The 19,167-nt window shown below is 66.1% G+C and carries 25 protein-coding genes and 1 other RNA gene; 9 read left to right on the plus strand and 17 right to left on the minus strand.

Features of this window, described 5'->3' with window-relative positions; genetic code table 11:
* Window positions 1–27 precede the first annotated feature (27 nt).
* Window positions 28–405: a VOC family protein gene (locus tag J2X70_RS13440; RefSeq protein WP_033830848.1), complete on the minus strand. Its 378-nt coding sequence runs from the start codon at window positions 403–405 to the stop codon at window positions 28–30.
* A gap of 141 nt (window positions 406–546) precedes the next feature.
* On the opposite strand from J2X70_RS13440, the gene J2X70_RS13445 reads away from it, so the two are divergent.
* Window positions 547–810: a hypothetical protein gene (locus tag J2X70_RS13445; RefSeq protein ID WP_025878847.1), complete on the plus strand. Its 264-nt coding sequence runs from the start codon at window positions 547–549 to the stop codon at window positions 808–810.
* A gap of 18 nt (window positions 811–828) precedes the next feature.
* On the opposite strand, the gene J2X70_RS13450 is transcribed toward J2X70_RS13445, so the two are convergent.
* From J2X70_RS13450 to ssrA, 11 genes are all read right to left on the minus strand, one after another.
* Window positions 829–1,683: an endonuclease/exonuclease/phosphatase family protein gene (locus tag J2X70_RS13450; protein WP_309910729.1), complete on the minus strand. Its 855-nt coding sequence runs from the start codon at window positions 1,681–1,683 to the stop codon at window positions 829–831.
* Between the two features lie 135 nt (window positions 1,684–1,818).
* A complete protein-coding gene (locus J2X70_RS13455; RefSeq protein ID WP_223485122.1) occupies window positions 1,819–2,058 on the minus strand; it encodes a hypothetical protein in 240 nt (79 codons plus the stop codon).
* A gap of 44 nt (window positions 2,059–2,102) precedes the next feature.
* A complete protein-coding gene (locus J2X70_RS13460) occupies window positions 2,103–2,339 on the minus strand; it encodes a hypothetical protein (RefSeq protein ID WP_100436600.1) in 237 nt (78 codons plus the stop codon).
* Between the two features lie 88 nt (window positions 2,340–2,427).
* Window positions 2,428–3,132, minus strand: coding sequence for a PA1136 family autoinducer-binding transcriptional regulator (locus tag J2X70_RS13465; RefSeq protein ID WP_059063827.1), 705 nt, complete (start codon window positions 3,130–3,132; stop codon window positions 2,428–2,430).
* Between the two features lie 5 nt (window positions 3,133–3,137).
* Window positions 3,138–4,010: a glyoxalase III HchA gene (hchA, locus tag J2X70_RS13470; protein WP_059063830.1), complete on the minus strand. Its 873-nt coding sequence runs from the start codon at window positions 4,008–4,010 to the stop codon at window positions 3,138–3,140.
* Window positions 4,011–4,088: 78 nt separating this feature from the next.
* Window positions 4,089–5,069 (minus strand): hypothetical protein, encoded by a 981-nt coding sequence (locus J2X70_RS13475; RefSeq protein ID WP_100436108.1) that lies wholly within the window; start codon window positions 5,067–5,069, stop codon window positions 4,089–4,091.
* A 65-nt stretch (window positions 5,070–5,134) separates the two neighbouring features.
* A complete protein-coding gene (locus J2X70_RS13480; RefSeq protein WP_309910732.1) occupies window positions 5,135–7,138 on the minus strand; it encodes an alpha/beta hydrolase in 2,004 nt (667 codons plus the stop codon).
* A 116-nt stretch (window positions 7,139–7,254) separates the two neighbouring features.
* Window positions 7,255–7,722 (minus strand): hypothetical protein, encoded by a 468-nt coding sequence (locus J2X70_RS13485; protein ID WP_032977818.1) that lies wholly within the window; start codon window positions 7,720–7,722, stop codon window positions 7,255–7,257.
* 92 nt (window positions 7,723–7,814) lie between these two features.
* Complete coding sequence (locus J2X70_RS13490) at window positions 7,815–8,138, minus strand: HEAT repeat domain-containing protein (protein ID WP_309910735.1); 324 nt, start codon at window positions 8,136–8,138, stop codon at window positions 7,815–7,817.
* A gap of 24 nt (window positions 8,139–8,162) precedes the next feature.
* Window positions 8,163–8,516, minus strand: coding sequence for a TM2 domain-containing protein (locus J2X70_RS13495; protein WP_309910870.1), 354 nt, complete (start codon window positions 8,514–8,516; stop codon window positions 8,163–8,165).
* Between the two features lie 119 nt (window positions 8,517–8,635).
* Window positions 8,636–9,028, minus strand: a transfer-messenger RNA (tmRNA) gene (gene ssrA / locus J2X70_RS13500).
* Between the two features lie 163 nt (window positions 9,029–9,191).
* Here ssrA and J2X70_RS13505 point away from each other — a divergent pair.
* Together J2X70_RS13505 and J2X70_RS13510 are read left to right on the plus strand one after the other, a co-directional pair.
* Window positions 9,192–9,623, plus strand: a complete 432-nt coding sequence (locus tag J2X70_RS13505) for a GNAT family N-acetyltransferase (protein ID WP_309910737.1) — start codon at window positions 9,192–9,194, stop codon at window positions 9,621–9,623.
* Between the two features lie 142 nt (window positions 9,624–9,765).
* Window positions 9,766–10,338 carry a hypothetical protein gene (locus J2X70_RS13510; protein ID WP_025878859.1) on the plus strand — a complete coding sequence of 191 codons (573 nt, stop codon included), beginning with the start codon at window positions 9,766–9,768 and terminating at the stop codon, window positions 10,336–10,338.
* Between the two features lie 82 nt (window positions 10,339–10,420).
* On the opposite strand, the gene J2X70_RS13515 is transcribed toward J2X70_RS13510, so the two are convergent.
* Window positions 10,421–10,849 carry a GNAT family N-acetyltransferase gene (locus J2X70_RS13515; protein ID WP_309910740.1) on the minus strand — a complete coding sequence of 143 codons (429 nt, stop codon included), beginning with the start codon at window positions 10,847–10,849 and terminating at the stop codon, window positions 10,421–10,423.
* Window positions 10,849–11,352, minus strand: a complete 504-nt coding sequence (smpB, locus tag J2X70_RS13520; RefSeq protein ID WP_025878861.1) for an SsrA-binding protein SmpB — start codon at window positions 11,350–11,352, stop codon at window positions 10,849–10,851. The genes J2X70_RS13515 and smpB overlap by 1 nt, the downstream gene beginning before the upstream one ends.
* A gap of 57 nt (window positions 11,353–11,409) precedes the next feature.
* Between smpB and J2X70_RS13525 the strand changes: the two genes are divergently transcribed.
* Together J2X70_RS13525 and J2X70_RS13530 are read left to right on the plus strand one after the other, a co-directional pair.
* Complete coding sequence (locus J2X70_RS13525; RefSeq protein WP_025878862.1) at window positions 11,410–11,835, plus strand: type II toxin-antitoxin system RatA family toxin; 426 nt, start codon at window positions 11,410–11,412, stop codon at window positions 11,833–11,835.
* Between the two features lie 3 nt (window positions 11,836–11,838).
* Window positions 11,839–12,096, plus strand: a complete 258-nt coding sequence (locus J2X70_RS13530) for an RnfH family protein (protein WP_309910742.1) — start codon at window positions 11,839–11,841, stop codon at window positions 12,094–12,096.
* 35 nt (window positions 12,097–12,131) lie between these two features.
* On the opposite strand, the gene bamE is transcribed toward J2X70_RS13530, so the two are convergent.
* Window positions 12,132–12,527 (minus strand): outer membrane protein assembly factor BamE, encoded by a 396-nt coding sequence (bamE, locus tag J2X70_RS13535; protein ID WP_032977650.1) that lies wholly within the window; start codon window positions 12,525–12,527, stop codon window positions 12,132–12,134.
* Window positions 12,528–12,630: 103 nt separating this feature from the next.
* Between bamE and fur the strand changes: the two genes are divergently transcribed.
* Window positions 12,631–13,038, plus strand: a complete 408-nt coding sequence (gene fur / locus J2X70_RS13540; protein WP_025878865.1) for a ferric iron uptake transcriptional regulator — start codon at window positions 12,631–12,633, stop codon at window positions 13,036–13,038.
* Between the two features lie 63 nt (window positions 13,039–13,101).
* Here the strand turns inward: fur and J2X70_RS13545 are convergent, their stop codons facing one another.
* The gene (locus tag J2X70_RS13545; RefSeq protein WP_218789114.1) at window positions 13,102–14,352 is read right to left on the minus strand and encodes an SGNH/GDSL hydrolase family protein; all 1,251 of its coding nucleotides are present in this window, start codon (window positions 14,350–14,352) and stop codon (window positions 13,102–13,104) included.
* 97 nt (window positions 14,353–14,449) lie between these two features.
* Here J2X70_RS13545 and J2X70_RS13550 point away from each other — a divergent pair, with 97 nt between their 5' ends.
* Window positions 14,450–15,367, plus strand: coding sequence for a LysR family transcriptional regulator (locus J2X70_RS13550; RefSeq protein ID WP_025878867.1), 918 nt, complete (start codon window positions 14,450–14,452; stop codon window positions 15,365–15,367).
* 203 nt (window positions 15,368–15,570) lie between these two features.
* On the opposite strand, the gene recN is transcribed toward J2X70_RS13550, so the two are convergent.
* Complete coding sequence (gene recN / locus J2X70_RS13555) at window positions 15,571–17,232, minus strand: DNA repair protein RecN (RefSeq protein WP_059063844.1); 1,662 nt, start codon at window positions 17,230–17,232, stop codon at window positions 15,571–15,573.
* A 115-nt stretch (window positions 17,233–17,347) separates the two neighbouring features.
* Between recN and hrcA the strand changes: the two genes are divergently transcribed.
* Window positions 17,348–18,412, plus strand: coding sequence for a heat-inducible transcriptional repressor HrcA (hrcA, locus tag J2X70_RS13560; RefSeq protein ID WP_025878869.1), 1,065 nt, complete (start codon window positions 17,348–17,350; stop codon window positions 18,410–18,412).
* A 63-nt stretch (window positions 18,413–18,475) separates the two neighbouring features.
* A complete protein-coding gene (gene grpE / locus J2X70_RS13565) occupies window positions 18,476–18,991 on the plus strand; it encodes a nucleotide exchange factor GrpE (protein ID WP_025878870.1) in 516 nt (171 codons plus the stop codon).
* Window positions 18,992–19,167 lie beyond the last annotated feature (176 nt).

Here is a 19,167-nt window from a genome sequence, read left to right on the forward strand (position 1 = left end):
AAGCATCTGCTTCCGTCCCTTTTTTCATCATGGCCAGTGGTTGGCCGGAGCATCGTGATCACGCATGCGCACGATGCAGAATCGATGACCGGTGGGCGCTTCCATCACCCACCAGCGTTTGACGAAACCGACCCGGCGGGCACCGAGTTTTTCCAGCCTTTCGGCTTCGGCGTCGATGTCGTCGCTTTCGATATCCAGATGCACCCGCGACGGGTGATCGACCCGCTGCACCTCCACGTTCAATCCCGCCGGCGCGCCCGTCAGATCGGCATACTCTGCGTCGCCTTCAGCACGGGCGGGCTCGGCCTGCAGGCCCAGCGCTGCGGCCCAGAAGCGCGCGCTGTCTGCGGCGGGCGTGTCCTGGCAATCGATGATGAACCCGGCCAGTCGGCTGCGATGGGTCATGCGTTGTCTCCGCTCAACGAGGATGCTGGCAGGGTAGCGCGTGGGCCGCCGTGGACGTTCTCGCCGCTGTGACGTTTCTGACTCTGCCGGAAGTGCCGCCCGCCGTGTAACTAGTGGGGAAAAACCACGGGAGCACAGGACATGGGCGAACAGAAGCAATCGGCGCAACGGACGCTGCTCGGTGATCCCGGCCTGCCGGGGGCCGGGCTGTCGGTCGGCGTGGTGGTGTTGCTGGTACTGGCAGCGATGGCCGCGGTGATCGGCTTCGTGCGCCTGCCCGATTCAATGCTGGGTGTTGGCCTTGTCGGCATTGCGGTGTTCCTTGCCGTCGGCGCACGCATCTGCCAGGCGCGCGACCAGCACCAGGCGCTGTACCGCCTGCTGGGCAAGCGACCGTCGCCGTAGCGAGGGTCGCCGCATTGCTCAGTGTTTCGGCCAGTCCAGCTCAACCACCAGCGGGAAGTGGTCGGAGGGCAGTACGCCGTCGATGCGGCGATCATCGGTCAGGAAGCTGCGCGCGTGGAAGCCACGTACCAGCACCCAGTCCAGCTCGGCGGTCGCCGTTCCTGTGAAGTTGTGGAAGGTCAGGCGCGGACCCTGCGGCGACTTGACCTGGCGACGGGTGTCCTGAAGCACCCTGGTGAAGGCCTGATAGGTGCCGCCGCCGGGCTCGCTGTTGAAATCACCGGTCAGTACCACCGGCAGGTCGGAACGCAGCGCGGCCACGCGCGTGGCAATCAGTTCGGCTCCCTTGATCCGGCGCGGCTCGTCCTCGTCGCGGTAGGGCAGGTGGGTGTTCATGAAGTAGAAGCGGCGGCCATCATCCAGGCGGCGGAACACGGCCCAGGTGACCATGCGCGGGAACAGGTTGCCCCAGCTGATGCTGCCTGCGACCTCGGGCGTATCGGACAGCCAGAAGTTGCCTGACTCTTCCACCGCCAGCACCTTGCTGTCGTAGAACACGCCCATGTGTTCGTCGCCACTGCCACCGCGGCGGCCTTCGCCGAACCAGCGATAGTCGGGCAGGTGTTCGGCCAGGTAATTGGCCTGCTCCAGCACCAGCTCCTGGGTGCCGATCACCGCCGGATGCGCCTGCTGGATCACCTTGACCATGGCATCGCGGCGGTCTTCCCAGCGCTTGCCAGGGTCGGTGTCGGCAGGGGTGCGTACGTTGAAGGACATCACCTTCAACGGCGCGGGCGAGGCTGCCCAGGTGGCGGCGGGCAGTGCAAAAGCCAGGAGTGCGCAGAGCGCGGACGTGCGGAAGCGAGACAACATCGTGGAATCCCTCCATTCCATGAAAGCGGTTTCATGGAGGATGCCATGGAAGGCAAGGGCAGCGGTATGCCGGGATGGGCGGCTGCAAGGGCCGGGCGGACGGCGTGCGACCGCCCGGCTGATACCGCTGGGCGATCAGGGGTCGTACATCATCCCGTTCTCGTCGCGGTTGTAGTGGTCGCTGGCCACGCGGGTGCCATCGTCATAGACCACGTACAGCGTGCAACGCTGGTGGATGCCGAAGCCGGCCCGGAAGGGCACGCACTCTTCCTGCAGGCCGACCTCTTCGGCGGCATTTGCCGGTGCTGAAGGCACCAGCGCGGCAAGCGCCAGCACGGCACCGAATGAACACGCGAACAGTTTCTTGTGCAGCATCATCGATCACACTCCTTGTAGTCGTAGTCGGTGTCCAATGCAGTTCAGTCTGCCGGGAGGTACCACTGGCCGTTCTGGTCGATCCAGTACACCGACGTGAAAACGGTGCCATCTGCCAGCGTGCGGGTAACTGTGCAGCGTTGATGCACAAGGTTTGGCCCCAGTCTTACGGGCACGCAATCGGTCGTCGATCCGGGAGACCCGGCCGCGTGGCTGCTTGCCGGTACCACACTGCCCACTGCCAACATCAATGCGGCCATCGAGGCCAGTTGCAGTTTCATAAGCATCATCCTTGCTTTCTGCAATCGCGCACATGCGCCTGGCCTGTTTAACATGCGACCGCAGTAGCCGGAAGTGCCGCGCCTGCGCTCAGTCCCCGATCTCACCGCGCCGGCTGGCCGCGCGCACTGCCTGCGCCGTGGTCGCCACGCCCAGCCGCTGGCGTGCTCTGCGCAGGTGGTTTTCCACCGTGCGTGTGGACAGCCCCAAAGTCGCAGCAATATCGGCCTGGCGACGACCAGCGGCAACCCAGCGCAGGACCTCACGCTCGCGGGCGCTGAGGGTGCCGGCAGGCACAACCGCCGGGGCGACAGACAGCCGATGCGCCATACGGAAGGCGGCGGTGCCAATCAGCTCCAGCAGCAACCGTGCCGATGGAGATGCGTCGATCGTGCGTCCTCCCCAGCTGACTGCCCCTTCCAGGCCGGTCACACCGAACACCGGCACCTGCAGGCCGTGCAGTCCTTCGCCGCGCGGTTGCCGCACGACCTGGTAGCGCTCGCCGCGCACGCCCTGCTGCTTGCTCCAGAAGAACGGCGCATCGCTGTCCAGCACATGGCGATTGACCGGGCACGCATGCAGGTAGTGCGCCACGCCACTGCTGGCGCCCTCGCCGAACCAATCGCCATCGATCCAGTACAGGCGCTGCGCGCCTCGGTCCAGATCGGTGCCGGTAGCGAACATCAGCGTGCGGTCATAACCCAGCGGCGCGCCGACGCCGCGCAGTACGGTACCGATGGCTGCCAGCGAACGTGCACGTTCCAGCACCAGCAATGACTGCACGACGGTATCCATGCCGGTCAGCGTGCGGCCAACGCATCCAGCAGGGTGCGCGCAGCCAGCTTGCCCAGCGCATTGCCCGCCAGCGGGCTGTCGCCGGTCAACAGCAGGCGGTCCTGCATCACGCTGCCATCGATGCCCTCGTTGACGATCTGCACGCCCTGCTGGGCCAGGCGCTCACCGAAGAACCACGGCAGTTGACCAGGCATGTAGCCGATATCCGGGGTCTGCCGGTCCATCGCATCGGGGAAGGCGCAGATCCGATGCCCGCGGAACAATGAACCGCCACCGGCTTCATCCACGCCGGCCGCCAGCAGCGCGGCAGGGCCGTGACAGAGGGTGATGATGTGACGTTGATTGTCCACCGCCCACTGCAGGGTGGCCTTCACCGCGCGGCTTTCCGGCAGGCCGATCAACGCACCGTGACCGCCGGGAATGAACACCGCGGCGTAGTCCGAACCGGCATCGAGTGCCCTCGCCACCTCGTCCAGGTGCAGAGGCTGGCGGAAGCGGGATTCGTAGCGTTCGTACAGGCCGCCGATCTCGCGGTCTTCGCGTGGGAACGCCCACCATTCAAACTTCACCGGGTTGCCCGACAGCGTCGCCACGTCGATCCCGAAACCGGCCTTGTGCAGGTGATACATCGGCAGCAGCGTCTCCACCGGATGGTTGCCGGTCGAGAACAGGTGGCCGTTGGCGGTCGGCAGATAACGTTCGTCGGCGGCGATCATCAGCACTTTCCAGCGTCCGTCACGGCGGGCATCGGGATAGTCCGCGCCGGACAGATCGGTGGTTGCCGAAGTGAACTGGGACAGCGAGTACGGCGACGGGAAAAACGCATCGCGCTCGGCCGGATCTGGGCTGGGCTGACGGCTGGGCTCTGACGTGTTCATGCGGACCTCCTGCGGAAGAGAGTGGTCACCTTAGCCAGAGCGATGCGTACGCACGATGAGGGATTTCCCCCAATGCGATCAGGCAGGGTGCGCTTGCTGAACCCGCTGGTAGGCGTCGTCCAGCATTGCCAGAAACGCCTGTCGCTGCGCGGCATCAAGCACCACCGCGCGTTCGAACGCATCCACGCTCGCACTCCAGTCCGCCAGTGTGTCGTCGTTGTAGAGGGCCTGATGCCGTTCCCATGCTCCGCCTGCCTTCAGGTACAGCCACTTGTCGAACAGGTGCAGCGGGCTGCCGTTGTCCAGTTGCAGGGGGCGGGTGGTCCTGGTGTGGGCCAGCACGCTGCGCAGCGCAGGTGAATCGTGAAGCTGGCCTGCCCAGACGTGGTTGCCAAGATGTTGCTCGGCAAAGCGCAGGATCGCTTGGTGATCATCCTCCAACCCGGCCTCGTAGAGTGCCTGCGGCACCCGCAGGTGCCGGCGATCGAACAGCCACTTCAGTACCAGCGTTGCCGCCTGCGGGGTGGTGTTGTGTTCATTGCCAGGGTCGAAATCATGATGGCCGATGAACTCGCGGTCCTCATGCAGATTGAGCTGGATGGTGTCCACGCGCTGCCTGCGCTTGCAGAACCAGAGCTTGATGTCGACGTCCCCGGTAAGCGGCTTTTCAAAGTAGGCGGTGTCGCCGAATTCTTCCAACCGGCCGTTGAAGTACGCCAGGCAGTCCTGGAGCGTGGCTGATGGCTGCACGTATCCGTCCCAGAAGCCTTCGGGCTTTGGCGGATTGCCCTTGGGCCGGCGACTGAACAGGGTGGCGGACTTGAAGTGGCTCAGCAGGCTGCCACGCGCTCCGACGGTGGGCGGATAGAAGCGATCGTTGATGATGTCGAAGGCGAAATAGAACTCCATGTCGTGGAGCTTGTCCTTGACCGATTTCTGCCCCTGGTTCGCGCTGATCGTGGTCGGGGGCTTGCCGATACCGTGCTGCGCGAACCATGCCTGCAGATGAGCATCCGAGCCCTTGCTGCCGAGCAGCTCGACCAGTGTTGAGATATGCATTCCATTGCCTCGTTGTCGGTGGCCCGGTCGGGAAAGCACGGGCCATGGTTGCTGTAAGTCGTGCGCTACTTTGCCGGCAGAGGATGAGCCTCCATGTCCTCATGCAGGATGCGGCGGAGTTCGACGATGGCCGGCGTGGCTTCCTGCACGCTGTGACCGGACACGATCACCTTTTCCGAGACGGCCTTCGGCAGATGCGAGCTCCAGTAGGGAACCAGTCCATCGTCGGTCTTTTCCAGCGGACCTTCAGCCTGGGTGCGCGCGATGATCGAGTGGTAACGCACCTTCGGCGATATCGGCAGATCGGCCACGGCCTTGACGAAGGCATCGTCCTTGTCCAGGTTCTGGATGCTGTTCATCTGGTAGCCGTGCTTGTCGTCGTTGCGCTCGACCTTGCCGTCGTTTGCCAACGTCGCGACATCCTCCAGCACGGTCAGCGGCAGGCGCACGAAGCGGCCGAGCCAGCGCCCCAGGCGCGTGCCGGCAACATCGGTGCCGCGATGGGGGGTAGCGATGAACACCACCCGCGAGATTTCCGGTTCCGGCTGGAATGTCAGCACCGGCGCGCCCTTCGTACGCAGCAGTTCGCGCTGCGCCGGGGTCATCTGCGCGGTCGCCAGCAGGGTGTCGACCAGATGGTCACCGGAGGAGGACACCATCAGCCGCGAAATCACCCCGCCCATGCTGTGCGCGACCACCACCATGTCGTGCGATGCCAGCGCCTTGCCGGTTGGGTCGAAGTGCTGCAGTGCCTCGTGCAGGATCCGCCGGATCTCATCGTGGCTGAGGGCGATCGGCATGTTGGTCGGGTAGTAGAACTGCCAGATCTGGAAGTCGCCGCGGATCTCATCGTCACGCATCAGTTCGTTGGCCACGTTGACCCACGCCTCCGGGCTGCTGGCCAGGCCATGGATCATCAGCACCACGCGGCGGTCCGGATCGTACGGCTGCATCATGAACAGATGCGGCTTGTCGATGCCGCCCTTGCCGCCGAACAGCGTACGCAGCGATTGCCGGCTGAAGTTGGAGCGGGCCAGCCACAGCGCGTACCCGGCGGTGAAGTTCGCCGCCAGTGGCACCTGCTCGCCGTGCAGTTCCACCACCGCTACCTGGTACGGGTCGTGGATCTCCAGTTCCGGCTCGTCGTCGTGCAGCACTTCCCACAGGTTGTTGCCGGAAAAACGCAGCAGCACGGTCATCGACGGCGACGGCATCTCGCTCCAGTCGCGCTCGGCCTTCGTTGCGGTACCAGCGGCGGCGGCCGCCAGCCCGGTGCTGGCCGGGTCTGCCATCACCGCCACCAGTTCGGCGCCGAAGCCGTCGCGGCGATGCACGCTGCGCAGGGTGCCGGTGAAGGACATCGATGCGGCCGGTACCAGTTCCAGCGGCTCGCGGGTGTCCGCTGCCGGGCCATCGTCGGCAGGCGCGAGCACGAAGGTCCAGCGTCCCAGCTGGAACCGCCCGTTGTCGTTGCGCACCTGCTTGCTCGAATAGGCTTCGAACAGCAGCACGGCTGATTCCTGCACAGCCAGGTTGTAGTAGTCGCGCACCTGGGTCTGGCGGTCTTCGAAGCCACGCTGGTTGGCGGTGCGTTCGGTGAAGAACAGATATGCATAGGATTGCCGCGCGATCTGCATCCACGCATCCAGGCGCGGCTGGAAGGTCGGGTCAGGCGGGGCGGTCGCGGCCTTGCTGCGGGCCACCGACGCCGACTCGCGCTTCGGCGCCGGCATCGTCATCGCGTACTGCACCCAAAGTTCGGCCAGCGCCGAGCGCTTGTCCTCCTCGCGGACGACGATGCTGCCCTCCATCGCCTCGATGCAGGGCAGGCCGGGCTTGGCACAGTCGCCCTCGTCCAGGCCGGCCACGCGCAGGGTCTCCATGGTGGCTGCGCTGAGCTTGCCGCTGGTGAGGATGTCACCGCGCTTGAGCGCGATGTACTGTCCTGGCGTGACCGTGCCCACCTGCACCGATGGGCCGAACTGGCGCAGCGTCGCGCACCCGCTCAGGGCGAGCAGGGCAATGAGGACGAAGGTGGAGCGGATGACGCCGATGCCTGTTCTTTCCATGTGAACTCCCTGCGCTGGCGCCACTCTAGCGGCAGGCGTGTCAACGCGGAAGCAGGCCTGCGGCAGCGCCGGACCGTGCCCGGCGAACCCCGCCTGTCAGCCGGTCTCCCCGCAGATCATCCCTCGATCAGGCAGGTCACCGCAGCCGAATAACCTTCGTAGTCGTCACCGGCACCCACATGCAGCGTGTGCGTGGCATCAATCTTCTTGAGGTAGGAAGGCGCTTCGGTTTCGGCCGCGTCGTTGACCGTCGTCACTCCCCAGGATCGGGCCAAACGCTGGTGATCGACGCCCTGCAGATACACGTGCAGGCTCTTGTAGGGCTTGGAAATGCTCACATCCGCGCTGGCTACGGTGCCTCCGAACAGCGCCACCGGCTTGCCCTTGGGCTCGAACACGCTGCCGGGGTCGCGGCTCAGGCCGGCGGCATGGAATGCCTGCTCCACCTGCGCTTCAGTGAAATCGGAACCCGCCTTGCAGGCCAGCAGAGTTTCCAGCGCGGTGGTGCTGGTTGCCGGAGGTGCGGCAACAGCGGCGGTTGTCAAGGGCAGTCCCAGCATCAGGGCGATAAGCGGCTTGTTCATTGCAGATCCTTCTGTATGTCGCGGAGCAGCGTAGGCGCCGGCACCAAGTCCGGGAAGACAGGCTGAAGTGTGGGGCAGGGCAGCGTTGTCGGCTAGGCCCCCTCGCTGGGCTGCCAAGGAATTCCCCGATCAAGGGCATCTAAGGCCAGTTGCGCCCACTGGCGGACCTCTTCCAACGGATGCTGCAGCTCAGCCCGCAGGGTCGGGCTGACCGTGCTGTCGCCTGATTCGCCGAGCAGTTCCAGCAGCTTTCCGCGCGAGTAACCATCATCCACGGCCGGCAGCCGGGCAAGCAGGTGCGGCACCGCAATGGCCGCAGCCGGGCGAAGACCCCAGTAGGCGTCTTCGAAGGTTGCCGGATCCTGATCCAGGATCTGGTCGAGCCAGGAGACAACGTCGATTCTGTGGAGATCCATGGCAGTCCCTCCCGTAGCCAAGGACTACACCATCTGCACGCCAGAGGCGTCGGTTTCCACTGTGATCATTTCCACCAGTGCCCATAGGCCGGTGAACAGCACGCCGATCAAGAGCCAGCCCAACAACAGCGTGATCAGTAGTTGGCAGACCGCGCGTCCGTGGTAACCGGCATGGAAGTTGTGGACGCCGAAAATGCCCAGGAACAAGGCGAGCAGGATGTAGATGGCCCGGTTCCTGGTGATAGGCGCAGATTGCGATACCGGTGCCGCATAGACAGCGTCGATTGGCTGCTGAGTGGCCGGTGGGGCAGCTGCATCGCAGGTCGGGCAGATCGCCGTATCGCTGCGTGCCTTGCAGTTGCATTCGGAGCTGTTCATCAACGCCACGGTGCTTCTCCTTGTCGAGGCAGCGGTTCTGGACCTGATGCGGCCAACAAAAAAGCCAGACCCCAATCGACGGGAGATCTGGCTTTTCGTGCCCCGAAGGGCGGTACAAATGGTGGAGGTGGGCGGAATTGAACCGCCGTCCGAAGGCACTCCATCCCCAGCACTACATGCTTAGCTCACCGTTGAATCTCATCCCCGAGCAGCACGGTGTGCAAAGCGCACCCGGGAACCAGCCTGTTGTGTTCTTGTGCCGGACTGACAGGCAGCCGCCCAGCGCGATTCCATGATAATGACTCTACGCTGCGAGCATGGACACAAGCAGTTTCGAGGCTCCGCCTAAGTCGGCAGAAGGTCACGCACCGCAGTTTTTAGGCTGCGAGAGCGACCGGAGCGTAGTTGTCGTCGTTGGCAACTAGAGTTTTGCAGCTGGATTTACGAGGAAAGCTACCCCCTCGGCATGCGCCAGGCGACTTCACAACCCCCGTCGAAACCAATGCACCCCCGGTTTCTTCAAGTTCTGCAAGGTACGAGGCCTGTTCCGTGTCGCCACGGTCAGTGCCTGCCCAACGCTGCGCATGCTACGCCAAAAAACCTGAACAGTCACCCGCTTCCGCAGGTCGCTTGCTAGCATCGGTGGTTCCGATAGTCGCCCAGGGAATGGACCGCATGCAGCTCGAAATCGCCGTGACCGACGCCCCCAGCCCGCGAGCACTGGAGCTGATTGCCGATGGCCTGGATCAGTTCAATCTGCAGGCGGCCGGCCATGCCGATCGACGCACCTTGGCCGTGCTGGCCACCGATCCGGCCAGCGGCGAAGTGGTGGGTGGCTTGAGCGGGCGCACCTCGCTGGGCCTGTTGTTCATCGACCTGTTCTACCTGCCGCCCGCACACCGGGGTAATGGCCTGGGGTCGCAGATGCTTGCCGCTGCCGAAGAGGAAGCACGCCGGCGCGGCTGCCGTTCCGCCGTGCTCTACACCATCAGCTTTCAAGCGCCGGACTTCTATGTGAAGCATGGCTGGACCGTATTCGGCCAGGTCCCGTGCGATCCGCCGGGGACCAGTCGCGTGTTCCTCAGCAAGGATCTCCGCGCGGCGTGAATGGCAGGCGTCAGCCCGGTCGCCACGTCAATCCGCAACATGTTGTAGAGCGTCCGTCATAGCGGATTGCTAACGTCGTGGGCACGAATTTGCGACACACTGGCTACGACCATTCCAGCCAGGACAGATACGGAGACGGCCGGTGACCGAAGCAATGCAACAGCGCAGCCTGCGTCAGCTGGTTGGCCCGGTAGGGGCCGATTACCAGCGGCGGGCACTGCCGCCCGGCTGGGTCTGGGCGGTGCTGGCGGTGTTGTTGGCTGCAACCTGGGCAACCGAGTTGCCGGCCACGGCTGCAGCCGCGCTGATCGCCAGTGCGGTGGTGGTGCATTGGCCTCGGCGTGGCCGCTTCCATTGGCTGGGCTGGCGGCTGCCGGCCCTGGCGGTACTGGCCGCACTCCTGTGGGGTCCGGATGTACTGTCACAGTGGTTCGAGCATGGCCTGGCCCTGACCCTGATGTCGCTGGCCAGTCTCAGTATTGGCGTGCACGTGTGGCAGTCGCGGCAACTGGCGCGGCAGCTGCAGGCCTCCGCCGACGCGCTGGACGACGCCCAGTTGCTGGCCCTGCTGCCCGTCGACGCCGCGCGGCTGGCGCAGCAGTGGCGTGCCGGTGATGATCGCCATGCCCCGGAGCTGTCGGTGGTGATGCACCTGGCGGTGATGCACGCGGCGCTGTCACCGCGTCTGCGCGGGCAGGGCATGCTGGCGGGTTGAGTCGTTGCCCGTAACGGTGGGCGACGCCTCGCGCTGGGGCAGTCTGGCGCAGTCCTTCGAAAGCCGACGGAGGTGCCGTGGGCTAAAGGACTGGCAGCACCTTGCGCAGATAGATCCGCTCGTGGCCCGGCGGGCAGTCGGGGAGCCGCCCGAACACTTCATAGCCCTGTCGCAGGTAGAAGTGTTCGGCCTGCCAGTCGAAGGTGTCGAGCATCACCCCGCACGCACCAACGTCACGGGCCTGGGCCTCGGCATCCGCCAACAGGCGCTGGCCGATGCCACGCCCGCGAAGTTCCGGGTCGACCCACAGGACATGCACCTGCAGCCAACCTGCGCAGACATCGGCAAGCAGTCCGCCGCGCAGTTCACCTTGTACATCGCGCCAGACCAGCCGGACCGGCACGTCTTCGAAGTTGAAACCGCTGCTGGCGCGGTTGAACGCAGACAACCGCGCGCACAGCTCGCGCGCGTCTTCAGCATTGGCCGTCGCAGCAGCGTCGGCGCGCTCCATCAGGCGTCGCGGTTGCCGCGACGCATCACCCGCTGCTTCTCGATCGCCCAGTCACGATCCTTGGCGGCATCGCGCTTGTCGTGGGTCTGCTTGCCCTTGGCCAGCGCCACTTCCAGCTTGATCTTGTTCTTGCTCCAGTACATGGCGGTGGGCACGATCGTGTAGCCATCACGCTCGACCTTGCCAACCAGCTTGTCGATCTCGCTCCGGTGCAGCAGCAGCTTGCGCTCGCGCCGGTCGTTGGCCACCACGTGGGTGGAGGCCTGGATCAGCGGGGTGATCTGCGCGCCGATCAGGAAGATCTCGCCGTCCTTCACATAGGCGTAGGCGTCGACGATGTTGCCGCGGCCAGCGCGGATCGACTTCACTTCCCAGCCCTGCAGGGCCAGGCCGGCTTCGAAGCGGTCTTCGATGTGGTACTCGTGACGGGCACGCTTGTTCAACGCGATGGTCTTGTTGGCCGTCGCGCTCTTTGCTTTATCCTTGCCGGTGTTCTTGCTCATTTCCGTATTGTCTCCGATTCGGGCCCGCCCGGTCGATTGCCGAAGCGTCCTGTATTCATGCCTACTATCCGCCGCAGTGCCCTGGTCGAACATTCGGCCGCGCGCATGTTCGATCTGGTCAACGACGTCCAGGCCTATCCGCGCCGCTTCCGCTGGTGCTCCGACGCCCGCATCCTCGAGCAGGGCGAAGACCGGCTGGTCGCTCGCCTGGACCTGGGCCTGGGTTCGTTCAGCACCTGGTTCCAGACCGAAAACACCCTGCAACGCCCGCACAGCATCGACATGCAGCTGCGCGAGGGGCCGTTCAAGCAACTGCACGGCCGCTGGGAATTCCACGCCCTGGCGGAAGATGCCTGCAAGGTCACCCTCACCCTGGACTTCGAGCCGAGTTCACGCCTGCTGGGTCCGGCGCTGGCCATCGGCTTCCAGGGATTGGCCGATCGCATGGTCAACGATTTCGTCCGCGTCGCCGACGAGGGCTGAACGATGATCGAGGTCGAGGTCGTGCTGGCCTGGCCACACCAGGTGCTGTCGCGCCGGCTGCAGCTGGAGGAGGGGGCGACCGTGGCTGATGCCGTGGCAGCGGCCCGGCTCGAAGGCAGTGCCGACTGTCCTGCCGCCGCCGTGTATGGCGTACTGGCGCAGCCGCATCAGGTGCTGCTGGATGGTGATCGCGTGGAGCTGCTGCGTGGCCTGCAGGCCGACCCGAAGGACAACCGCCGGCGACGCGCGCGCGGCGGTTGATCCCCAAGGCCCGTCCGGAGGACGGGCAGGGTGGCTCAGCGGCCGCCCTTCTTCTTCTTGTCCTTCGGCAGATTGCGGCCGAACTGGCGCACGGTCTGCTGGGCAAGGGCCTTGTCGTTGGCCGGGAAGTAATCGCCTTCCCAGCGGGTGACCACATCATTTTCGAAGTACACGACGAAATTCTTCACGTCGGTACGGCCCAGGCGGTTCACGCGCTCGGTCGAGGTGTAGTCCCAACGCTGGGCGTGGAACGGATCCGGCACCGACGGGGTGCCCAGCAGGGCAGTGACCTGCTGCTTGCTCTGCCCGACCTGCAGTTTGGCAACGGCATCTTCCCGGATCAGGTTGCCCTGGTAGATGGGTTGCTTGTAGATGATGCCGCACCCGGTGGTGGACAAGGCGACGGCGGCGACCAACAGGAGATTGCGCATCGGGACTGGCGGTTGGGGAAATCAATCCGATGATACACTCCCGGCGTGCCACCGCGACCCAATCCGAGGCAGCTGGCGCTAAATCGCCAATGAACGGAGACCTATGGAAACCCACGACCTGCGTAAAGTCGGCCTGAAGGTGACCCATCCGCGGATGCGGATCCTGGCGCTGCTCGAGCAGCGCAATGCCCAGCACCACATGACCGCCGAAGACATCTACCGCCAGCTGCTGGAGCATGGCGACGAGATCGGCCTGGCCACGGTGTACCGGGTGCTGACCCAGTTCGAGGCTGCCGGCCTCGTGCTCAAGCACAATTTCGAAGGCGGCCAGGCCGTCTACGAACTCGACCGCGGCGGCCACCACGACCACATGGTCGATGTGGACAGCGGCAAGATCATCGAGTTCGAAAGCACCGAGATCGAAGACCTGCAGCGCAAGATCGCGGCCGATCACGGCTACGAGCTGGAAGAACACTCGCTGGTGCTGTACGTGCGCAAGAAGCGCAAGTAAGCCCCGCAGCCAGCTGATTGCGACGAAACCCCGGGCATGCCCGGGGTTTTTGTTTGTCTGGCCTCAGCGTCGCGGTAGATCCACGCCCTGCGTGGATGGCCCAATCAGGACGTCCAGATCCACCGCCTCGGCCATCGCCCGGTTCCCCGCATCGCCCGGGTGCAGGTGGTCGCCGGAGTCGTAGGCAGCCGCCATCCGTGAGGGATCGGCCGGATCGCGCAGGGCCGCGTCGAGGTCGATCACCGCGTCGAACGGGCTGTCCGTGCGCAGCCAGGCGTTGAGCTGCTGGCGCAGGGCGTCCTTGTCCGCGGCGTAGTAGTCGTCCAACGGGGTGTCGGGCAGGGCGCCGGCAAACGGGGTCAGGGTCGCGCCGAGGATGCGCAGGCCGCGTGCGTGGGCGCGCTGGGCCAGGTCGCGGTAGCCGGACTGCAGCTCGGCCAGGCTGGGCCGGGCCTGCGCGCGGGCAAAGGCCGTGCCCGGCCAGCTGATGTCGTTGATGCCGATCAGCACGATCACACTGGCGACACCGGGCTGGTCGAGCACGTCACGCTGGAAACGCTTGCGGGCCGATTCGCCCATGCCATCGCGCAGCAGGCGACCGCCGGATATGCCGGCATTGACCACCGCTACACCTTCTGGTGCCAGCCGCGCGGCGAGGTGATCGGTCCAGCGCTGGTCCTGGTCGAGGCTGGCGGTGGCGCCATCGGTGATTGAATCGCCGATCACCACCACGCTGCGCGCGATGGCCGGGGCCTCGACGTCGATAGCCGACAGGAGCAGGCGGGCCGTGGTGCTGCTGGCGTCCCGCAGCGCGGGCCGTTGATGCTGGTCGCCCGGCGCAATCCAACTGGTCTGCCGCCCTTCCCAATGGAAGGTCTGCAGCGGCGTGCGGTCGGGCAGGTAAACGCTGACCTGCACCGCCTGCCGATCAGCGGTGGGAAGGGGGAGCGGATCGCTCAGGCGGTCCTGCCCGGGCGCAATCACGACCCCGGGCTGGCCGTCGAAGCGCAGCGGCTGCGGCGTGTCCCCCGTATGGGCGGCGATGCTGGCAGCGCCGATCCGCAAAGGTTGGGTGCCGTAGGCATTGCTCAGGCGGATCCGCAGGCGCGACCCGCCCAGACTGATGCGAGCGCTCTGGCGGAAGGTCTGGTCCTGCAGTTGGCCGGGAATGAGGGTAGGAAACAGGAAATCGCCGCCCCACACCGGCTGCGGGCTGGCTTGCCAGCTGGCGACCCAGTGCGGGGCAGGTGACGCGGCGGCGGCGCCGGACAGGGCAAGCAGGGCGGTAGCGGTCAGTTGGCTCAGGCGATTCATCGAGATGACCTGGTGGGAGGGACGGTCATGGTGCGTCCAGGGTTATCTGTGAACTAGACTGCGCATGGACAATCATCTGTGAATCTAATTCATTGGCATGGCACGCACCGACATCAACCGATCCGGCGAACTGGAAGTGTTCGTACGGGTGATCGAAACCGGCGGCTTTTCCGCCGCCGCCCGCAGCCTGGAGATGACGCCGTCGGCGGTCAGCAAGCTGGTTGCGCGGCTGGAACAACGGCTGGGCACGCGTCTGCTGCAGCGCTCCACCCGCCAGTTGCAGCTGACCCCGGAGGGCTGCGCGTTCTATGAGCGCGGCCTGCGGGTGCTGGCCGATCTGGAAGAGGCCGAACGCTGTGCCAGCGCCCACGCCGAGCCGCGCGGGCGGCTGCGGGTCAATGCCAACGTGCCGTTCGGCCAGCATTTCCTGCTGCCGCTGCTACCGGAATTCCTGCAGCGTCATCCGCAGGTCGGTGTGGACCTGACGCTGACCGACGAGGTGATCGATCTGCTGGAGCAGCGCACGGACGTGGCGGTGCGGGCCGGTCCGTTGAAGAGTTCCAGCTTGGTCGCGCGCCGGCTGGGGGCGACGCGGATGATGATCGTGGCGGCACCGGCCTATGCGGCACGACACGGACTGCCGGCCAATGCCGATGCGCTGCTGGCGCACAACCGGTTGGATATCGGCCATGCACGGTCGGTGCAGGGCTGGCCGCTGCTGCAGGATGGTCAGCAGCAGCGGGTACTGCCGAGCGGAAATGCGCGCGCCAGCAATGGCGACGCGCTGCGTCAGCTGGTGCTGGGTGGGCTGGGCCTGGCCCGGCTGGCGGCGTTCCAGGTGCAGGCCGACATCGCGGCAGGCCGGTTGCTGCCGGTGCTGGAGGACGCCAACCCGGGCGACCTGGAAGAGGTGCACGCGGTGTTCCTGGGGCAGGGGGGCTACCTGCCGCTTCGGGTGCGCGCGTTCCTTGATTTCCTGGTGGAGAACGTTGATTTGACGCAGCCGCGGGGGTAGCGCCGGCCGCCGGCCGGCAGCGTCATGACCTTCGTCCACGTGCGTTGGGTTGCCGGCCAGCGGCCGGCACTACCAGGTCTTCGTCCACGTGCGTCGGGTTGCCGGCCAGCGGCCGGCACTACCAGGCGTCAGGCCTGCAGTAGATCCACGCCATGCGTGGATGAATGCCCGCGATTCACGCGCGCCAACAGGCGTGCAGGGGCCTATACCTGCAGCAGCTTGCGCGCGGCGGCGCGGGCTTCCTTGCTCACTTCCACGCCACCCAGCATGCGCGCCAGCTCTTCCTCGCGGGCCTTTGCGTCGAGCTTCTCCACCGCGCTCTGGGTCATGCCTTCCACCGGTGCCTTGCTGACCCGGTAATGGGCGTGGCCCTTGGAGGCGACCTGCGGCAGATGGGTCACGCACAGGACCTGGCGCTTTTCGCCGAGGGCGCGCAGCTTCTGGCCGACGATATCGGCCACCGCGCCACCGATGCCGGAGTCGACTTCGTCGAACACCATGGTCGGCACTGCATCCAGGTCGAGCGCGGCCACTTCGATGGCCAGCGAAATACGTGACAGCTCGCCACCGGAAGCGACCTTGCGCAGCGCACGCGGTGGCTGGCCGGCATTGGCAGCCACCAGGAACTCGACGCGCTCGGCGCCCTGCGGGTCCGGCTTGCCGTTGTCCTGCGGCTCCAGCTCGATCAGGAACTGGCCGCCGCCCATGCCCAGCTCGGCGATGATGCCGGTAGTGGTGGCCGACAGCTCGGCAGCAGCGGTGCGACGGCTGGTGGTCAGTGCTGCAGCCTCGACACGCCAGGCCGCTGCGGCCTTTTCAATTTCGCCGGCCAGACGCTGCAGGCGCTCGTCGGCGCCGCGCAGCTGTTCCACTTCGGCGTGCATGCGCTCACGCTGCGCACCCAGCTCATCCATCGGCACGCGGTGCTTGCGGGCCAGGTCGTGCAGGCGGCCGAGGCGGCGCTCGTTCTCCTCGAACTGGTCCGGATCGGCGTCCAGGTCGTCATGCACCCGGTCGAGCAGGGCCAGCGCCTCGTGCAGCTGGATGGAGGCGCTGTCGATCAGGGCATCGACGTCGCCCAGCCGCGGGTCATGTTCGGCCACCCTGGCCAGTTCATGCCGCACCTGCTGCAGCTGATCCAGCGCCGAGTGGCCTTCGTCGCCGTTGAGCTGGTCCGAAGCTGCCTGGCAGGCGGCCAACAGGGCGCTGGCATGCGCCTGACGGCGATGGCTGGCGCCGAGCGCGGTGATCGACTCCGGCTCCAGATCCTCACGGTCCAGTTCGCGCAGCTGATGTTCGAGGAAGCCGATGCGGTCACTCACGTCGCCCTGTTGCGAAAGTGCCAGGGATTCATCGACCAGCGCCTGCCAGGTGGCGGCAGCGCGGCGCACCTGGCGGCGTTCGCTTTCGTTGCGGGCATAGGCGTCCAGCAGGGCCAGCTGCGACGGGCGCGTCAGCAGGGCCTGCTGCTCATGCTGGCCATGGATCTCCACCAGCAGGCCGGCGAGGTCGGCCAGCTGCGCCAGGGTGACCGGGCGGCCGTTGATCCACGAGCGCGAGCCGCCGTCGGCGCGGATCACGCGGCGCAGCTGGCATTGGTCTTCATCGTCCAGCTCATTGCTGGCCAGCCACTGGCGGGCGGCCTGCAGCTGGTCCAGCGCGAATTCGGCCGACAGTTCGGCCCGGGCCGCGCCATGGCGGACCACGCCGCTGTCAGCGCGCAGGCCAGACAGGAAGCCCAAGGCGTCGACCATCAGCGATTTGCCCGCGCCGGTCTCGCCTGAAACCACGGTCATGCCCGGCCCGAACTCCAGTTCGGTGGCGCGGACGACGGCGAAATCCTTGATTGAAAGATGTCTGAGCATGGGTAAGGGGGTGTCTGCAGCCGCGCAACGCTAGCACGCGCGGCGGGGTCGTCCAATGACTTGCCAAGGGGATGCGTCGCCATTATCTAATGTCCCTGTCTCACAGGTTGATTCCATGCACGGTTCTCCCGACCAACTTGCCCCGCGCGCGCGGCACCTGCTGCGCACGCTGATCGCGCGCTACATCCAGGATGGCGAGCCCGTGGGTTCGCAGACGCTGGCGCGCGTGGCCGGCCTGGAGGTCAGTCCGGCCACCATCCGCAACATCCTCGGTGACCTGGAAGACCTGGGCCTGCTGGCCTCGCCGCATACGTCGGCGGGCCGGATTCCGACCGCGCATGGCTACCGGGTGTTCGTCGACAGCCTGTTGCAGATGCAGCCGCCGGGCGAAGGGGAGCTGGCCCGACTGCGTCAGGAGCTGGCCGGAGGCGGCAGTACCCAGGCGCTGCTCGGCAGTGCGTCGGAGCTGCTGTCGGCGATGAGCCACTTCGTTGGCGTGGTCAGCGCGCCGCGCCGCGAGCAGTTCGCCTTCCGCCAGATCGATTTCGTGGCGCTGGACGGGCGCCGGGTGCTGGCGATCCTGGTGTTTGCCGACAATGAAGTGCAGAACCGGGTGATCGAGACCCGCCAGGACTTCGCACCGGGGCAGCTGGAGCAGGTGGCCAACTACCTCAATGCCCACTTTGCCGGGCTGCCCCTGGCCGAGATCCGTACCCGCCTGTTGCTGGAGCTGCGCGACGCCCGTTCCGAGCTGGAACAGGTGCTGGCGCACAGCGTCGAGCTGGCCGAGCAGGCCCTGCAGCCGCCGGCCGACGACATGCTGGTGGCCGGCCAGACGCGTCTGATGGGGGTGCAGGACCTGTCCGACCTGGAGCGCCTGCGCGAGCTGTTCGAGCTGTTTTCCAGCAAGCGCGAGATCCTGCAGCTGCTGGAGCGGACCATCCAGGCCCCCGGCGTGCGCATCTTCATCGGCGAGGAAACCGGCGTGGTACCCCTGCAGGGCGTCTCGCTGGTCACCGCGCCGTACACCGCCAACGGCCAGGTACTGGGCGTGCTGGGCGTGATCGGGCCGAAGCGGATGGCGTACGACCGCATGATTCCGCTGGTCCAGGCCACCGCCGATGTGCTCGGCGCGGCCTTTTCGCCGGGCGGGCGAACTCCGGGTGCATCGGACGCTTGAAACGCAGCATCCCGCCCACACTAGGGTGGGTGGAGGCGGAGAGTGACCGCCAGGGACCCAGACATGAATCAAGATCAGCCAGACATCGCCGCCCAGCAGGCCGCCGCCGACGCAGCTGCCGCCGAGGGCGTCAACGAACAGATCGAACAGCTCCGTGCCGAAGTGGAGCAGGTCAAGGCCGAAGCGCTGCGTGAGCGCGCCGACCTCGACAACCAGCGCAAGCGCGTGGCCCGCGACATCGAACAGGCGCGCAAGTTCGCCAACGAGAAGCTGCTGGGCGAACTGCTGCCGGTATTCGACAGCCTCGATGCCGGCCTCAAGGCCGCCGGCGACGATGCCCATCCGCTTCGCGAGGGCCTGGAGCTGACCTACAAGCAGCTGCTGAAGGTCGCTGGTGACAACGGCCTGGTGCTGCTGGACCCGACCGGGCAGCCGTTCAACCCGGAACACCACCAGGCGATCAGCCAGGTCGCTGCCCCCGGCGCCGCCCCGGGCAGCGTGGTGACCGTGTTCCAGAAGGGCTACCTGCTCAACGAGCGCCTGCTGCGGCCGGCGCTGGTGGTGGTTGCCGCCGATTGACCGCGGGCGCCGGGCCTGGCCTGGCGCGGGTTTTCCCGCCGCGACCGGGGCATCGGCACGACCGACGCTGAACGTGTTGGGCGAACGGAAACACAGCGTTCGGGGGATGGCTTGAATGTTCCACGAGCCTCCCCCACATCCCATTCATCCACCGGCCGAACGGCCGGACTGACAAA

Origin of the sequence: Stenotrophomonas sp. 1337 (assembly GCF_031455455.1) — a bacterium.
Classification (GTDB): Bacteria; Pseudomonadota; Gammaproteobacteria; order Xanthomonadales; family Xanthomonadaceae; genus Stenotrophomonas; species Stenotrophomonas indicatrix.

Coding starts and splice junctions, on each gene's coding strand:
- J2X70_RS13440 (WP_033830848.1), bottom strand. CDS start 405: ATGACCCATCGCAGCCGACTGGCCGGGTTCATCATCGATTGCCAGGAC.
- J2X70_RS13445 (WP_025878847.1), top strand. CDS start 547: ATGGGCGAACAGAAGCAATCGGCGCAACGGACGCTGCTCGGTGATCCC.
- J2X70_RS13450 (WP_309910729.1), bottom strand. CDS start 1,683: ATGTTGTCTCGCTTCCGCACGTCCGCGCTCTGCGCACTCCTGGCTTTT.
- J2X70_RS13455 (WP_223485122.1), bottom strand. CDS start 2,058: ATGCTGCACAAGAAACTGTTCGCGTGTTCATTCGGTGCCGTGCTGGCG.
- J2X70_RS13460 (WP_100436600.1), bottom strand. CDS start 2,339: ATGAAACTGCAACTGGCCTCGATGGCCGCATTGATGTTGGCAGTGGGC.
- J2X70_RS13465 (WP_059063827.1), bottom strand. CDS start 3,132: ATGGATACCGTCGTGCAGTCATTGCTGGTGCTGGAACGTGCACGTTCG.
- hchA (WP_059063830.1), bottom strand. CDS start 4,010: ATGAACACGTCAGAGCCCAGCCGTCAGCCCAGCCCAGATCCGGCCGAG.
- J2X70_RS13475 (WP_100436108.1), bottom strand. CDS start 5,069: ATGCATATCTCAACACTGGTCGAGCTGCTCGGCAGCAAGGGCTCGGAT.
- J2X70_RS13480 (WP_309910732.1), bottom strand. CDS start 7,138: ATGGAAAGAACAGGCATCGGCGTCATCCGCTCCACCTTCGTCCTCATT.
- J2X70_RS13485 (WP_032977818.1), bottom strand. CDS start 7,722: ATGAACAAGCCGCTTATCGCCCTGATGCTGGGACTGCCCTTGACAACC.
- J2X70_RS13490 (WP_309910735.1), bottom strand. CDS start 8,138: ATGGATCTCCACAGAATCGACGTTGTCTCCTGGCTCGACCAGATCCTG.
- J2X70_RS13495 (WP_309910870.1), bottom strand. CDS start 8,516: ATGAACAGCTCCGAATGCAACTGCAAGGCACGCAGCGATACGGCGATC.
- J2X70_RS13505 (WP_309910737.1), top strand. CDS start 9,192: ATGCAGCTCGAAATCGCCGTGACCGACGCCCCCAGCCCGCGAGCACTG.
- J2X70_RS13515 (WP_309910740.1), bottom strand. CDS start 10,849: ATGGAGCGCGCCGACGCTGCTGCGACGGCCAATGCTGAAGACGCGCGC.
- smpB (WP_025878861.1), bottom strand. CDS start 11,352: ATGAGCAAGAACACCGGCAAGGATAAAGCAAAGAGCGCGACGGCCAAC.
- J2X70_RS13525 (WP_025878862.1), top strand. CDS start 11,410: ATGCCTACTATCCGCCGCAGTGCCCTGGTCGAACATTCGGCCGCGCGC.
- J2X70_RS13530 (WP_309910742.1), top strand. CDS start 11,839: ATGATCGAGGTCGAGGTCGTGCTGGCCTGGCCACACCAGGTGCTGTCG.
- bamE (WP_032977650.1), bottom strand. CDS start 12,527: ATGCGCAATCTCCTGTTGGTCGCCGCCGTCGCCTTGTCCACCACCGGG.
- fur (WP_025878865.1), top strand. CDS start 12,631: ATGGAAACCCACGACCTGCGTAAAGTCGGCCTGAAGGTGACCCATCCG.
- J2X70_RS13545 (WP_218789114.1), bottom strand. CDS start 14,352: ATGAATCGCCTGAGCCAACTGACCGCTACCGCCCTGCTTGCCCTGTCC.
- J2X70_RS13550 (WP_025878867.1), top strand. CDS start 14,450: ATGGCACGCACCGACATCAACCGATCCGGCGAACTGGAAGTGTTCGTA.
- recN (WP_059063844.1), bottom strand. CDS start 17,232: ATGCTCAGACATCTTTCAATCAAGGATTTCGCCGTCGTCCGCGCCACC.
- hrcA (WP_025878869.1), top strand. CDS start 17,348: ATGCACGGTTCTCCCGACCAACTTGCCCCGCGCGCGCGGCACCTGCTG.
- grpE (WP_025878870.1), top strand. CDS start 18,476: ATGAATCAAGATCAGCCAGACATCGCCGCCCAGCAGGCCGCCGCCGAC.